Here is a 13,350-nt window from a genome sequence, read left to right as displayed (position 1 = left end):
TAACGCATGTCTTCCGCCTCGCCCGTCCCCGAGATGCACCCCCAGCGCTGGGGCGACCCGGCCTCGGCCACCGTCCTGCCCGACTCGGCGCTCGGCCTGGTCGAGCTGGCCTTCGGCCTGCAGGACCGCCGTCCGGTGAGCGGGGCTCGACCCCCGGCGTGTGCGCTCGACGCGGCCCTGCTCGACGACCTTCGCCGCGTCGTCGGCGCCGAGCACGTGCTGGTCGACGACGCCACCCGCACGGTGCGTACGCGCGGCAAGTCGACCCCCGACCTGCTGCGGGCCCGGGCCGGCGACCTCGCCGACGCGCCCGACGCGGTCGTGCGGCCCGACGGGCACGCCGAGGTCGAGGCCGTGCTGCGGTGGGCCGACGAGCACCGGGTCGCGGTGGTGCCCTTCGGTGGCGGCACCTGCGTGACCGGAGGCCTGGCGGCCCGTCGCGACGGCTTCGCCGGCGTCATCAGCCTCGACCTGGGCCGGATGAGGCGCCTCCTCGCCGTCGACGAGGTCTCCATGACCGCGACCCTCGAGCCCGGGCTGCGCGGACCGGAGGCCGAGGCGCTCCTCGCCGAGCGGGGCCTGACCCTCGGGCACTATCCCCAGTCGTTCCGCCACGCCTCGATCGGCGGCTTCGCCGCGACCCGCTCCAGCGGCCAGTCGAGCGCCGGCTACGGCCGCTTCGACGCGATGGTCGTCGGGCTCACGGCCGCCACGCCCACCGGCTCGCTCGACCTCGGCGCGGCGCCCGCCAGCGCCGCCGGACCCGACCTGCGCCAGCTGCTGCTCGGCTCGGAGGGCGCGTTCGGCGTCATCACGTCGGTGACGCTCCGGGTGCGGCGCGCGCCCGCCGTGACGGCGTACGAGGGCTGGCGCTGGCCGTCGTTCGGCGCCGGCTCCGACGCCATGCGCGTCCTGGCGCAGTCCGGGCTGCTGCCGACGGTGCTGCGGCTCTCCGACGAGGCCGAGACGGCGATCAACCTGGCCGACCCGTCCGCCATCGGCGCCACCGACGACCCCGGCTGCCTGATGGTGACCGGCTACGAGGGCACCGAGGCGTTGGTGGAGGCCAGGCGCGCGGCCGTCACCGCGGCGCTGACCGACCTCGGCGGGACGCCGCTCGGCACCGAGCCGGGGGAGAGGTGGGCGCACGGGCGCTTCGACGGGCCCTACCTCCGCGACGCGCTGCTCGACCACGGCGTCCTCGTCGAGACGCTCGAGACGGCCTGCTTCTGGTCGGACCGCGCGCGGCTGCACGCCGACGTCTCGACGGCCCTCACCTCGTCGCTCGGGGAGGGCACGCTCGTGCTGTGCCACGTGTCGCACGTCTACGAGACCGGCTGCTCGCTCTACTTCACCGTCGCCGCCCGCCAGGGCGACGACCCGCTCACGCAGTGGCAGGCCGCCAAGGCCGCGGCCAGCGACGCGATCGTCGCCGCCGGCGCCACGATCAGCCACCACCACGCCATCGGCACCGACCACCGGCCGTGGCTCGCCGCGGAGATCGGCGAGGTCGGGGTGCGGGTGCTCCGCGCGGTCAAGGCCGAGCTCGACCCCCGCGGGGTCCTCAACCCGGGCGTCCTCATCCCGTAACCCCGGCCGGGGGGGTAGTGAGGGACACACCGGTTGGTGGGCGGGTCGAAAACCGACCAGACCGTCCCTGACTACGCGGACGAGACTAGCCCGGGCGAGCACCTACCCGGGGAAGGACCAGACCAGCAGCTCGGTCGCCTCGGCCGCGCTCAGGACGCGGCCGGGCTCGTCGGTGAGGCGTACGGCGTCACCGGAGCGCAGGTCGAGACCGTCGAGCGTGGCAGCGCCCGTCGCCGCGAAGACGTGCTGGCGCGGGTCGTCGGGCAGGGCCACCGACTCGCCGGCGGCCAGGCGCGCGACGAGCAGCCGGGCGCCGGCGGTGCCGACCGGCAGGCCGTCGCCGCCGGCGACCTCCACCAGTCCGGACGAGGGCTGCGGCGCCTCGCCGAGGACGTACGACGGAGTGGTGCCGGGGGTCGACGGGGTGAGCCAGGCCTGGACGAACCGGCAGCGCCCCGAGTGCCGGTCGGCGACCTCGCTGTGGCGCACGCCGGTGCCGGCGGACAGCACCTGGGCCCGCCCGGCCTCCACGACGTGGCTGGCACCGGAGGAGTCGGTGTGCACGAGCGCGCCCTCGAGCACCCAGGTGACGATCTCGAGGTCGGTGTGCGGGTGCTCGGGGTAGCCCGCGACCCCCGCGACCCCCGCGGCCCCCGCGGCAGAGGGGTCGAGCAGGTCGTCGTTGTGGCACACCAGCGGCCCGAAGCCGAGGTTGGCCGGGTCGTAGTGGGGGCCGAAGGAGAAGGAGTGGCGCGTGACCCGGCCCGCGTCGGTCTCGGTCGACCTCCGCGAACCCGCGTACACGGCGATGCCCATGGCGATATCTTCGCCGGTGTGGCTTCCCCGCACGACCTCCCCCTGCTCCCGCCCGGTTTCCGCTTCGGCACGAGCACGGCGAGCTACCAGATCGAGGGTGCGGTGGCCGAGGACGGCCGGGGACCGAGCATCTGGGACACCTTCGCCGCGGAGCCGGGTCGGGTCGCCGACGGCACCACCGGAGCGGTCGCCTGCGACCACTACCACCGCGTCGACGAGGACGTCGCGCTGATGAAGGAGCTCGGCACGGGCGGCTACCGCTTCTCGATCGCCTGGCCGCGGATCCAGCCGACCGGGCGCGGTGCGCCCAACGAGAAGGGCCTCGCGTTCTACGACCGGCTCGTCGACACGCTGCTCGCCAACGGCCAGGAGCCGATGGTCACGCTCTACCACTGGGACCTGCCGCAGGCGCTCGAGGACGACGGCGGCTGGCTCAACCGCGACACCGTCGAGCGCTTCGCCGAGTACGCCGCGATCGTGGGCGAGCGGCTCGCCGACCGCGTCGCGCACTGGATCCCCGTCAACGAGCCCAACGTCGCCTCGATCCTCGGCTACGGCCTCGGCACGCACGCCCCGGGCAAGACGCTGCGCTTCGACGGCCTGCCCGCCTCCCACCACCTGCTGCTGGCCCACGGCCGCGCCGCCATCGAGCTGCGCCGGGCGGGCGCGACGTCGGTCGGCTGCGCCAACAACCACTCGCCCATCTGGCCCGCGAGCGACGACGACGCCGACGTCGGGATGAGCAAGATCTTCGACGCCCTGTGGAACGGCGCGTTCCTCGAGCCGATGCTCCTCGGGCGCTACCCCGCCGACCTGATGCCCCTCTTCGAGGGCGTGATGGCCGACGGTGACCTCGCCACGATCCGCCAGCCGCTCGACTTCTACGGCGTCAACTACTACCAGCCGCTCAAGGTCGCGGCGGCCGACGAGGACTCCGACATCCCCTTCGCCGTCCGCGAGGTCGTCGGCTACCCGACCACCGACCTCGGGTGGCCGATCGTCCCGGACGCCCTGCGCGAGTGGCTGGTGATGTTCCGCGCCCGGTTCCGTGCGGCGCTCCCGCCGATCGTCATCACCGAGTCCGGCTGCGCCTACGGAGGCGACCCCGACGAGGACGGTGTCGTCGACGACCAGGCGCGCATCGACTACCACCGCGCCCACGTCAACGCCGTCGCCGAGGCCGTCCAGCGTGGCGTCGACGTGCGCGGCTACTACTGCTGGTCGCTGCTCGACAACTTCGAGTGGGCCGAGGGCCACCACCAGCGCTTCGGTCTCGTGCACGTCGACTACGACACCCTCGAGCGCACCCGCAAGAAGTCGTTCCACTGGTACGCCGCGCTGATCGCCGCGCAACCGCAGCACCTCTGACGCGGCTGGGCGCCGGCTGGTTGGTTGCCGGCTGGTCGCCGGGTGGTTGACTGCGCGCCATGGCCGACGAGCGTCCCGTCCCCGAGCGTCCCGTCCCCGACCGCCCCGGTGCGGAGGGGGGCGGCTTCTCCGGCGGCGCGGCGCGCGACAACCACGGCATGACCTGGGTCGCGCTGGTCCTGCTGCTCGTGATGGTGGTCGTGGTCGGGTGGCGGCTCTACGACTTCTGGGACAGCCGCCAGCCGCCGTCCAGCGTGCAGACGCAGCAGGCGACGGTCCTCGGCTTCGAGGATCTCGGCCCGAGCCGCGCCGGACAGAGGTCGACGGAGTACACCTCGGTCGTCTTCGAGCTGCCCGACGGTGAGCAGGCCTCCGCGCTCTACGAGCTGCGCCGCCTCGGCGACGTGGGGAAGGGCGACGAGATCACCGTCTACCAGCAGGGCGGGGAGTGGCGTACGACGGCCGAGCGGGCCTGGGGCTCGACGCTCGGGTGGGCCCTCGGACTGGTCGCGCTGCTCGCGATGGTCGTCGGCTGGTTCCGCGTGCGGTCGCGCGCGAAGCGGCGCGAGAGCCCTGCCTGACACGACCTCCCGCGTTTTGACGGCGACCGCTCCGGGTAGGAGGGGTGCCGGCACCGACCCCGACCGCGCCACTCGACGAAGGACCCCGACCGTGAGCTTCCAGGTGGACCCCGACGCGCTGACCGCGGCGTCGCGACTCGCGTCCAAGCAGCACGACCACATCAGCACGATCGACGACTACATCTCCTCCTCGTGCAGCAACTTCGGCGCCTTCTCCGGGGTGCTCAACCTCTTCCAGGGCAGCTACGAGTCGGCGGTGGCCACGGCCCACGACGGGCTGCGCGACTCCCGCGCGGTGGCCGACAAGGTGCGCGACGCGTTCCTCGACTCGCGCGACGACTACCTCGAGACCGACGAGGCGACCTACGACCGCTTCCGCGCGCTCGCGCCCGACCCGTCGAGCTTCCCGCCCTACGCCCCCGCCGGCAGCGGCAACGACACCCCGGGCGGCCCCCTGTCCGACGCCCCGCAGGACGGCCGCACGATCCCCGACCTCGAGGACAAGCACCCCGGCATCTCCGACGGCGCCTCCGCGGTGGGCGACAAGGTCAAGCCCGGCAACGACGTGGGCGACGTGCCGCCGTGGATGGACCCCACGAAGGCCGCCGGGGACCACGTCTCCGACGCGATCGAGCGCCGCACCGACGAGTACAAGTACTACCGCTCGCTCGGCTACTCCGACGCCGAGGCGCTGGCCTACGCCAAGACCGACGGCATCGACGGCCGCGCCGACACGATCAACCACGACCGGATCAACCGCACCGCCGAGGGCGCCTACCACCGTGAGTACGACCGGGCGATCGCCGAGGGCGCCAGCCCCCAGGACGCCCGCGAGCGCGCCAACGACGCCTACGCCGACTCCCGCTCGCGCGACTCCGCCGACCACGACCGGCGTCGCGACATCGGCGAGACGGTCTCGACCTACACCGACGTCTACGACGAGGGCAAGAAGGTCGTCGACAACGTCAACGACCTCGTCGACACCGTCGGCGAGATCGGTGACAACGCCGACGACCTCGACCGATACGACGACTACCAGTCCCAGCACGAGGACGACAGCGCACAGGAGTGGGCCGGCCGATGACGACGATCACCGAGCACGTCAACCCCGTCTCCGCGGTCTCCGGCGGCACCCCGCCGGGCACCCAGGGGCAGTACATCGAGGACAAGAAGGGCGAGTGCGGCCTGATCATCCCGGCGATCGACGGCATCGTCGACAAGATCACCGGCTGGAGCCTGCTCGAGGCGCTGTTCAAGCCGGTCGCCGGCGACTTCAACGCCGTGTCGTCGATGCAGCTCGCCTGGGGCAACGTCGGCAACGCCTGCGGCGCGGTCGGCCAGAACTACACCTCCCTGGGCCAGCAGCTCCCCGCCGTGTGGCAGGGCCCGGCCGGCAGCTCGGCCCGCTCGCGGATGGCCGACGTCGGTGAGATGCACGCCGACCAGCAGGAGGCCTCGGGCTACATCGCCGAGCAGCTCGGCCACGTCATCGAGGTCGGCAAGGCCACCCTCGACGTGCTGGTGATCGCGATCGACTTCATCGACGGCGTGATCCAGGAGCTCATCATCTCCGGCCTCGCCGGACCGATCGGCTGGCTCAAGGCCGGCGTCTCGGCGCCCGGCAAGGCGCGTCGCATCGTCGAGCTGATCCACGACGGGCTGCGCGCGATCGAGAAGCTCACCCAGGCGGCGCAGGCGCTGCTCAAGGTGCTGCGCTACGTCAACGCCGGCCTCGGCGGCGCCAACGCCGTGCTGTCCTCGATCAGCACCGCCCAGCACGCCGCCGCGGGCAACCGCACCGACGACTCCGCGACGCGAGGATTCTGATGGCCCTCTCCGACGACCCCGGCCTGCAGGCCGCCCTCCAGGACTCCCGCCGGCAGGCGCGCGAGGCGACCGCGTCGCTGCGCCAGCTCGCCGCCCACCTCGGCGCCGAGCGCGACAAGTTCCGCGCCGAGTCGGCCCGCCGCATCCAGGACCTGCAGGCGCAGGCCCGCCGCGGCGAGCTCGGCCCCGACCAGGAGCGCCTGCAGCGCCGGGTCGACGCGGGCGAGACGTCGTGGCGCGACATCGCCTCCGGCGCCGACGACGACCCGTCCGCCGAGGCCGCCCGGGTGCACCTCGGCACGAGCCTCAGCGCGCTGCGCGAGGAGCTCGAGCACGACGAGGCGTTCCAGGAGGCCGACGCGGCCGCGAAGGCCCAGCAGGGGCGGGCCACCCCCGAGGCCTGATCGGTGCCGGAGGCCACCGATAGGCTCCGCAGCATGACCGAGCCCACCCGCCGCCGCGTCGTGTTCGTCGTCGGCTCGGGCCGCAGCGGCACGAGCACGATGGCCGGCACCTTGCGCACGCTCGGCCTGCACGTTCCGCAGCCCGAGGTGGTCGCCGACGCGACCAACCCCAAGGGCTTCGGCGAGCCGCGCTGGGTCGTCGACCTCCACACCGAGCTCCTCGCGCGCAGCAACGTGCAGGTCTCCGACGCCCGCCCGCGGGCCTGGCTCGACACCGGCACCACCAGCGGCGACCACGCCACCCGGGCCCGGGTCGCGGCCTGGCTGGAGGAGCAGCTGGCCGTCGGCGACGAGCTCGTCATCAAGGACCCCCGCGCCGCCTGGTTCCTCGGCCTGTGGCGCGCGGCCGCCGACCGGTGTGGCGCCACGTCGTCCTACGTGACGATGCTGCGGCCGGTGACGGAGGTCGTCGGCTCCAAGCAGACCTACTACGGCTCGATGGGGACCGGGCGCGGTGGCGCCGGAGCCGACCAGGGCGCGATCACCCGCACCGCGGCGTGGGTCAACATGATGCTCCACACCGAGCGCGCCACCCGCGGCCGGCAGCGCGCGTTCGTCCACTACGCCGACCTGCTCGACGACTGGACGCAGCCCGTGTTCGCCCTCGGTGAGGCCTTCGACCTCGCCGGGGTCAAGACGGCGATGGCCGTCGACATCGCCGAGGTGCACCGCTTCATCGACCCCTCGCTGCGCCGGGTGACGATGACCTGGGACGACATCCCCGTGCCCGACCGGCTGCGCGAGCTGGCCGACGAGACGTGGCAGGCGCTCGACGCGATCGCCTCCGACGACACTCCCGCCCACCAGGAGTGGTGCGACCAGCTGCGCATCGCCTACGCCGAGCAGTACGCCGAGGCGGAGGCGTTCGCCCACTCGACCGTCGTCGCCCAGCGGCGCGCGGCCGCCGCGGAGGCGCGGCGGGAGGCGGGCGGGCAGCCCGCGCGCAGCGCCGTCGACCGGGTGCCCCACGCCGTGCGCGCGATGGTGCCCCCCGCGGCCCGCGAGCGGCTGCGCAAGGCGATCGGCCGCGAGCGCCCGCAGGGGCCGGGGACTCGCTGATGCCCGACATCGCCTCCCTCGAGGGCGACCCGGCGTACGACGTCACGTGGCCGTGGACGTCCGGCGAGCCGTTGGCCCCGGGCCTGACGTGCGTGTTCCGGGTGCGCAACGAGGCGCGCAACCTGCCGTGGGTGCTGCCTCCGGTCTTCGACGCGGTGCAGCACGTGCTGCTGGTCGACAACGCCTCCGACGACGGCACCGCCGACGTCGCCCGCGAGGTGGCCGAGCGGTGCGGCGCGTCCGACCGGCTCACCGTGCTCGACTACCCCCACCGGGTGTCGCGCGCCGGCGGCGAGCACCTCGCGACGCCCGCCACCAGCGTCCACTCGCTCACCCACTTCTACAACTGGTGCTTCTCGCACGTCCGCACGGCCTACTCGATGAAGTGGGACGGCGACATGGTGCTCACCCCCGAGGGATCGGGCATCCTGCGCGACCTCGCGTGGCAGCTCGAGGCGACCCGCGCGATCGTCGCGATCCCGCGCCACCCGCTGACCGTCGTCGACGAGTCGACCGGCTGGCTCGACCTGTCGTTGCGCTTCCTCGAGCCGTGGGTCTACCCGATGGGGCCCGACACCACCTTCGTGAAGGCCTTCGACTGGGAGCTGCGCGAGCAGCCGCCGGGCATCGAGCGGATCGTGCTGCAGCAGGGCCTGGTCGTCGAGGTCAGGTGGCTCGACGCCGACGAGTACGCCCACTGGCGCCGCGACGGCGTCGACTTCACCAACACCCGGCTCTACCGCAAGCTGCGGGAGTTCGAGGTCGACGAGGCGATCCGCCACGGAGACCCCGAGGCGCTCGGCGGGCTGGTCGAGGTGACCGCACCGCCGGGCGTGCACATCATCGACCACGTCAGCCGTGACTGGCTGTGGCGTCAGCCCCGACCGCTCGTGCAGCACTCGCTGCCCGCCTCGCTCAAGGAGCGCGTGCGACCGTGAACCTCCCTGCCCAGCACCCCCTCCACGACCTCCGGCTCCCGGGCCCGACGCTGGTCGTGGTCGACGACTCCGACAGCCTGGCTCTCGACGCCCTGCAGGGCATCGAGGACGTGCCCGGCATCGAGCCCACGATCGTCGCGCTGTCCTCGCTCACCGGGCCGCGCAAGGGCTGGGGCTCGGTGCTCGTCGTCGCCGCCGACCGGGCCCGGTTGCGCCGGATGGCCAGCGCCGTGCCGCCGCTCGGGCAGTGCAAGGCCGTCGCCTGCTGGCTCACCGACGCCCCCACGCCGTGGGTGCTGATGCCGCGCCCGGAGTGGCCGCGGATGGTGCACCTGGCCGCGCGCGAGGCCGGTGACCGCGGCGTGCTGACGGTCGTCCGGTTCGCCGCCGGAGCCCGCGCCCAGCTCGTCGTGATGGAGATGGCCCGCCAGGCCGCCGGGCCGGGCGACGCCACGCACGGCGGCCTCGTCGTGGCCTATGCCGGCCGACCGGCGGCGCCCGGGCTCGACGCCCGCGCGGTGCTGCTCCCCGACGTGGCCGACGCCGGCGCCGCCGAGCGCGACGTGCCGCCCGACGTGGTGGTCGCCCGGCGTGGCACCACCTCCCAGCAGGGCGTCGCGGCGCACCACGTGATCGACCGCGCCCCGACGGTCGTCACCGACCCCGGGCCCGAGCCGGTCGACGAGCGGGTCTTCAACCCGATCGGCTTCCGCAAGGACTGGGACCACCCCGTCGTCGACCTGGCCCGGATCGGCCGCGGACCGGTGACCGAGGGGGTCGTCGCGGCCGCGCGGGCGTTCCAGGGCGTACGCCTGCCCGCCGACACCCCCACCGCCGACCTGCTCGCGCTCGCGATCTCCGGTGTGCCGCTGGTGACCTCGGGCGTGCTCGACGTCGCACCGCCGCTGGCCGAGGCCCTCGACGCGGAGGTCGACCTCGACGACGCGCTGCGGCGCGAGGAGCACAGCCTCGCCGTGCGCCGCGCCGCCTTCGACCACCACTCCACGCTGGCCTGGCGCTCGGCGCTGGCCTCGCGGGCCGGCGTACGCCATGTCGGGCTGCAGCCGGTCAGCGCGCTGCTGGCCACCCGGCGCCCCGAGATGCTCGAGTTCGCGCTGCGCCAGGTCGCCCGGCAGCGCGGCGCCGACGTCGAGCTGGTGCTGGCCGCCCACGGCTTCGAGCCCGACCGCGAGGTGGTGCGGCGCGTGCTCGGCGACCGCCCGCACCAGGTGCTCGCGTTCGACCAGGCGGAGTTCTTCGGCGACGTCCTGACCGCCGCGGCGCGCGCCGCGTCGAGCGAGGTGCTGCTCAAGATCGACGACGACGACTGGTACTCACCCGACGCGGTGCACGACCTGCTCATGGCGCGGCGCTTCTCCGGCGCCGACGTGGTCGGGATGCCGTCGGAGTTCGTCTACCTCCACGCCACCGACCAGCGCGGCGACCTCACGGTGCGGCGCAACCACCCCTCGGAGATCTTCGCCCGCTTCGTCGCGGGCGGCACCCTGCTCCTCGACCGCGGCCTGCTCCACTCCCTCGGCGACTTCCGCCGGGTGCGCCGCTACGTCGACGCCCAGCTGCTCGCGGGCGTCGAGGCGGCGGGCGGGCGGATCTACCGCACGCACGGCCTCGGCTACGTCCTGCGCCGCACCGGCGCCGGACACACCTGGCAGCGCGACGACGAGGAGTTCCGCCGGCCTGACATCGTGGCGTCCGAGTGGCCGGGCTTCCAGCCGAGCCGGGCGCTGGAGGTCGACCCGGTCGACCGTCCCGACGGGGGGAGCTAGGACATGGCGCGGCAGCCGGTGGTGCGGCACAACGACTGGGGCTCGCTCACGCCCGCCACCCTCGGCGACTGGGAGCCGACGCTGTCGGTGAGCGTCGTCGTCCCGACCTTCAACTACCAGCGCACCCTGCCCTACGTCCTCGCGGCGCTGGCCGCGCAGTCCTACCCCGACCACCTGCTCGAGGTGCTCGTCGTCGACGACCAGAGCTCGCCGCCGCAGGAGCTGCCCGAGGTGCGCCCCGAGCGCACCCGGCTGATCCGCGTCGAGGAGGGCTGGGGCCGCGCCAACGCCTGCCACCTCGGTGCGCTCGCCGCCGAGGGCGACGTCCTGCACTGGTACGACGCCGACATGCTCGCGCACCGCGAGGAGGTCGAGGCGCACGCCCGCTGGCACCACCTCGTCGACTACGCCGTGCCGGGCGGGCACAAGCTCTTCGTCGACCCCGCCTCCCTCTTCGACCTCGACCCCGCCGTCGTGCGCGACCGGGTCGCGGCCGGCGGGGCGGGCGAGCTGTTCCCCGACCAGGAGCACGAGCCGCACCAGTGGGTCGAGGACTACTGGGCCAAGACCGGCGACCTGCGCACCGCCGGCCCGCGTGCCCAGCGCTACCACATCGGCATGACCGGCTCGGTCAGCAAGGCGCTCTACCTCGACTCGGCCGGCTTCGACCGCACGCTGCGCCTCGGCGAGGACATGCACCTCGGTCACTCGCTCGCCCAGGCGGGCGGCGTCTTCGTGGTCGACCGCCAGGCGCGCAGCTGGCACCTCGGCCGCTCGCAGGTGCTCCGCCGGGCCGAGCAGGTCAACCGCTTCAACGACCCCTACCTCGCCGACCTCGTCCCGACGATGCGCCCCAAGCGCAACCGGCGCGGCCGCGCCTACCAGGTGCCCTACCTCGAGGTCGTCCTCGAGGCCGGGCCCGCCGACGAGACGATCCACCTCGTCGACTCGCTGCTCGACGGCGACGTGCCCGACCTGCGCATCACCCTCGTCGGGCCGTGGGGATCGGTCCACGACGAGCGCGTGCAGCCCGTCGAGGACCCGGTGCTCGAGACCCGGCTGGTGCACCGCTCCTACCTCCACGAGCCGCGGGTGCGGCTGGTCGAGCAGCGGCCCACCGGCTCCGACGCCGAGTTCGTGCTGACCCTGCCCGACGTCTCGCACGCCCCGCTGCCGGCGACGCTGTCGGCCCTGCTCGACGACCTCGAGCGCACCCACCACGGCGCCCGCGTGCTGGCGTACGACACCGGCGCGGCCGCGCGCCTGGAGCGCACGTCGGCGCTGGCGCGGGTGGCGCGCCTGGTCGACGAGGGCGACGACGCCGAGGCGCTGCTCGACGAGTCGTTCGGCGTGAAGACCTATCCCGCCACGTCGGTGGGCTGGGTGCCGGTCGCCGACCGCGTGGTGGAGCGCTTCGTGCTCGGCGCGCGCCCGCCGATGGACCCCGACAAGTCGGAGCACCGGCTGCGCAAGGCGCTGCGCCGCGCCGCGGACGCCTCCGCTGCGGCCGGGCAGGACGGCCCGGGCCGGCCGGCCGAGCCGGCGCCGGGCGAGACGCCGGACGCCGAGGCCGACCACCACCGCCGGGGCATCTTCGGCCGCCGCCGCTGATGGTTCATCACGGTATGTCGGTGAACCCGCACTTCCCACGGTGAGCTCGTCGAGGGAGGCGCCGGTTGGTCTGCATACCGTGATGAACCGTCAGTCGCCGCCGAACAGGTCGCGGGTGTAGACCCGGTCGGCCACGTCGCGCAGCTCCTCGACCATCCGGTTGGCGACGATGAGGTCGACGCGCTCCTTGAAGCCGGCGAGGTCGCTGGTGACCTCCGAGCCGAACCACGAGTCGACGCCGAGCTCGGGCTCGTAGACGATCACCTCGACGCCCTTGGCCTTGAGCCGCTTCATGATCCCCTGCACCGACGACTCGCGGAAGTTGTCGGAGCCCGCCTTCATGATGAGCCGGTGGATGCCCACGACGCGGGGCGCGCGGTCGAGGATGTCGAAGGCGATGAAGTCCTTGCGGGTGGTGTTGGCCTCGACGATGGCCGAGATCAGCGTCTGCGGCACGTCGGAGTAGTTGGCCAGCAGCTGCTTGGTGTCCTTGGGCAGGCAGTAGCCGCCGTAGCCGAACGACGGGTTGTTGTAGTGGGTGCCGATCCGCGGGTCGAGGCCCACCCCGTCGATGATCTGCCGGCTGTCGAGCCCGTGCGAGAGCGCGAAGGAGTCGAGCTCGTTGAAGTAGGCCACCCGCATCGCGAGGTAGGTGTTGGCGAAGAGCTTGATCGCCTCGGCCTCGGTGGGCTCGGTGAACAGGACCGGCACGTCGTCGGCGTCGGCGCCCTTGACCAGCAGCTCGGCGAACGCGCGCGCCCGCGCGGAGTCCTCGCCCACGACGATGCGCGCGGGGTGGAGGTTGTCGTGCAGGGCTCGCCCCTCGCGCAGGAACTCGGGGGAGAAGATCACGTCGGCGATGCCCAGCCGGGTGCGTACGTCCTCGATGTAGCCCACCGGCACGGTGGACTTCACGACCATGGTGGCGCCGGGCGCGATGCGGTGCACGTCGCGCATGACGGCCTCGATCGAGGTGGTGTCGAAGTAGTTGGTCACCGGGTCGTAGTTGGTGGGCGTCGCGATGACCACGAAGTCGGCGCCGGTGTGGGCCTCCTCGGCGTCGGTGGTGAAGGTGACGTCGAGGTCCTCCTCGGCCAGGAAGCGGGAGATGTCGTCGTCGTGGATCGGGCTCTCGCCCCGGCGCAGCCGCTCGACCCGCGAGGCGTCGAGGTCGAGGCCGACGACGGTGTTGTGCCGGGCGAGCAGCACGGCCATGGACAGGCCGACGTAGCCGAGGCCCGCGACGGAGATCTTCGTGGTCACGCGAGCAGTCTGCCGCACGCCGGCGACGGGAGCGTGACGACGAGGG

Annotated in this window: 12 protein-coding genes; 10 read left to right on the top strand and 2 right to left on the bottom strand. The window is 73.7% G+C overall.

Annotated features, from left to right (window positions below; all coding sequences use genetic code 11):
- The first annotated feature begins 6 nt into the window (after window positions 1–6).
- Window positions 7–1,590 (top strand): FAD-binding oxidoreductase, encoded by a 1,584-nt coding sequence (locus tag JX575_RS18810; protein ID WP_241005256.1) that lies wholly within the window; start codon window positions 7–9, stop codon window positions 1,588–1,590.
- Window positions 1,591–1,692: 102 nt separating this feature from the next.
- Here JX575_RS18810 and JX575_RS18805 read toward each other — a convergent pair whose 3' ends face one another.
- A complete protein-coding gene (locus tag JX575_RS18805; protein WP_186339562.1) occupies window positions 1,693–2,406 on the bottom strand; it encodes a pirin family protein in 714 nt (237 codons plus the stop codon).
- Between the two features lie 18 nt (window positions 2,407–2,424).
- Between JX575_RS18805 and JX575_RS18800 the strand changes: the two genes are divergently transcribed.
- From JX575_RS18800 to JX575_RS18760, 9 genes are all read left to right on the top strand, one after another.
- Entirely contained in the window at window positions 2,425–3,774 is a 1,350-nt protein-coding gene (locus JX575_RS18800) for a GH1 family beta-glucosidase (protein ID WP_186339561.1), read from the top strand.
- Window positions 3,775–3,833: 59 nt separating this feature from the next.
- Window positions 3,834–4,355, top strand: a complete 522-nt coding sequence (locus JX575_RS18795; RefSeq protein WP_186339560.1) for a hypothetical protein — start codon at window positions 3,834–3,836, stop codon at window positions 4,353–4,355.
- A gap of 91 nt (window positions 4,356–4,446) precedes the next feature.
- Window positions 4,447–5,439, top strand: a complete 993-nt coding sequence (locus JX575_RS18790; RefSeq protein ID WP_186339559.1) for a hypothetical protein — start codon at window positions 4,447–4,449, stop codon at window positions 5,437–5,439.
- Window positions 5,436–6,182, top strand: a complete 747-nt coding sequence (locus JX575_RS18785; RefSeq protein WP_186339558.1) for a hypothetical protein — start codon at window positions 5,436–5,438, stop codon at window positions 6,180–6,182. The genes JX575_RS18790 and JX575_RS18785 overlap by 4 nt, the downstream gene beginning before the upstream one ends.
- A complete protein-coding gene (locus JX575_RS18780) occupies window positions 6,182–6,586 on the top strand; it encodes a hypothetical protein (protein WP_186339557.1) in 405 nt (134 codons plus the stop codon). The genes JX575_RS18785 and JX575_RS18780 overlap by 1 nt, the downstream gene beginning before the upstream one ends.
- A 33-nt stretch (window positions 6,587–6,619) precedes the next feature.
- Window positions 6,620–7,705, top strand: coding sequence for a sulfotransferase family protein (locus JX575_RS18775; RefSeq protein WP_186339556.1), 1,086 nt, complete (start codon window positions 6,620–6,622; stop codon window positions 7,703–7,705).
- Window positions 7,705–8,643 (top strand): glycosyltransferase, encoded by a 939-nt coding sequence (locus JX575_RS18770; RefSeq protein WP_186339555.1) that lies wholly within the window; start codon window positions 7,705–7,707, stop codon window positions 8,641–8,643. Before JX575_RS18775 ends, JX575_RS18770 begins: the two co-directional genes overlap by 1 nt.
- Window positions 8,640–10,430, top strand: a complete 1,791-nt coding sequence (locus JX575_RS18765) for a glycosyltransferase (RefSeq protein ID WP_186339554.1) — start codon at window positions 8,640–8,642, stop codon at window positions 10,428–10,430. The genes JX575_RS18770 and JX575_RS18765 overlap by 4 nt, the downstream gene beginning before the upstream one ends.
- 3 nt (window positions 10,431–10,433) lie before the next feature.
- Window positions 10,434–12,041, top strand: coding sequence for a glycosyltransferase family 2 protein (locus tag JX575_RS18760; RefSeq protein ID WP_186339553.1), 1,608 nt, complete (start codon window positions 10,434–10,436; stop codon window positions 12,039–12,041).
- 90 nt (window positions 12,042–12,131) lie between these two features.
- Here JX575_RS18760 and JX575_RS18755 read toward each other — a convergent pair whose 3' ends face one another.
- Window positions 12,132–13,304 carry a nucleotide sugar dehydrogenase gene (locus JX575_RS18755; protein WP_186339552.1) on the bottom strand — a complete coding sequence of 391 codons (1,173 nt, stop codon included), beginning with the start codon at window positions 13,302–13,304 and terminating at the stop codon, window positions 12,132–12,134.
- Between the last annotated feature and the right edge of the window lie 46 nt (window positions 13,305–13,350).

This window comes from Nocardioides sp. zg-1228, assembly GCF_017086465.1.
Taxonomy (GTDB): Bacteria; Actinomycetota; Actinomycetes; order Propionibacteriales; family Nocardioidaceae; genus Nocardioides.
Note: the sequence above shows the minus strand (reverse complement) of the source record. Positions and strands in the feature narration are given on the sequence as shown.

Excerpts from the sequence above, each read along its gene's own strand:
- JX575_RS18760 (WP_186339553.1), top strand. The coding sequence starts at position 10,434 with ATGGCGCGGCAGCCGGTGGTGCGGCACAACGACTGGGGCTCGCTCACG.
- JX575_RS18810 (WP_241005256.1), top strand. The coding sequence starts at position 7 with ATGTCTTCCGCCTCGCCCGTCCCCGAGATGCACCCCCAGCGCTGGGGC.
- JX575_RS18805 (WP_186339562.1), bottom strand. The coding sequence starts at position 2,406 with ATGGGCATCGCCGTGTACGCGGGTTCGCGGAGGTCGACCGAGACCGAC.
- JX575_RS18770 (WP_186339555.1), top strand. The coding sequence starts at position 7,705 with ATGCCCGACATCGCCTCCCTCGAGGGCGACCCGGCGTACGACGTCACG.
- JX575_RS18780 (WP_186339557.1), top strand. The coding sequence starts at position 6,182 with ATGGCCCTCTCCGACGACCCCGGCCTGCAGGCCGCCCTCCAGGACTCC.
- JX575_RS18775 (WP_186339556.1), top strand. The coding sequence starts at position 6,620 with ATGACCGAGCCCACCCGCCGCCGCGTCGTGTTCGTCGTCGGCTCGGGC.
- JX575_RS18785 (WP_186339558.1), top strand. The coding sequence starts at position 5,436 with ATGACGACGATCACCGAGCACGTCAACCCCGTCTCCGCGGTCTCCGGC.
- JX575_RS18795 (WP_186339560.1), top strand. The coding sequence starts at position 3,834 with ATGGCCGACGAGCGTCCCGTCCCCGAGCGTCCCGTCCCCGACCGCCCC.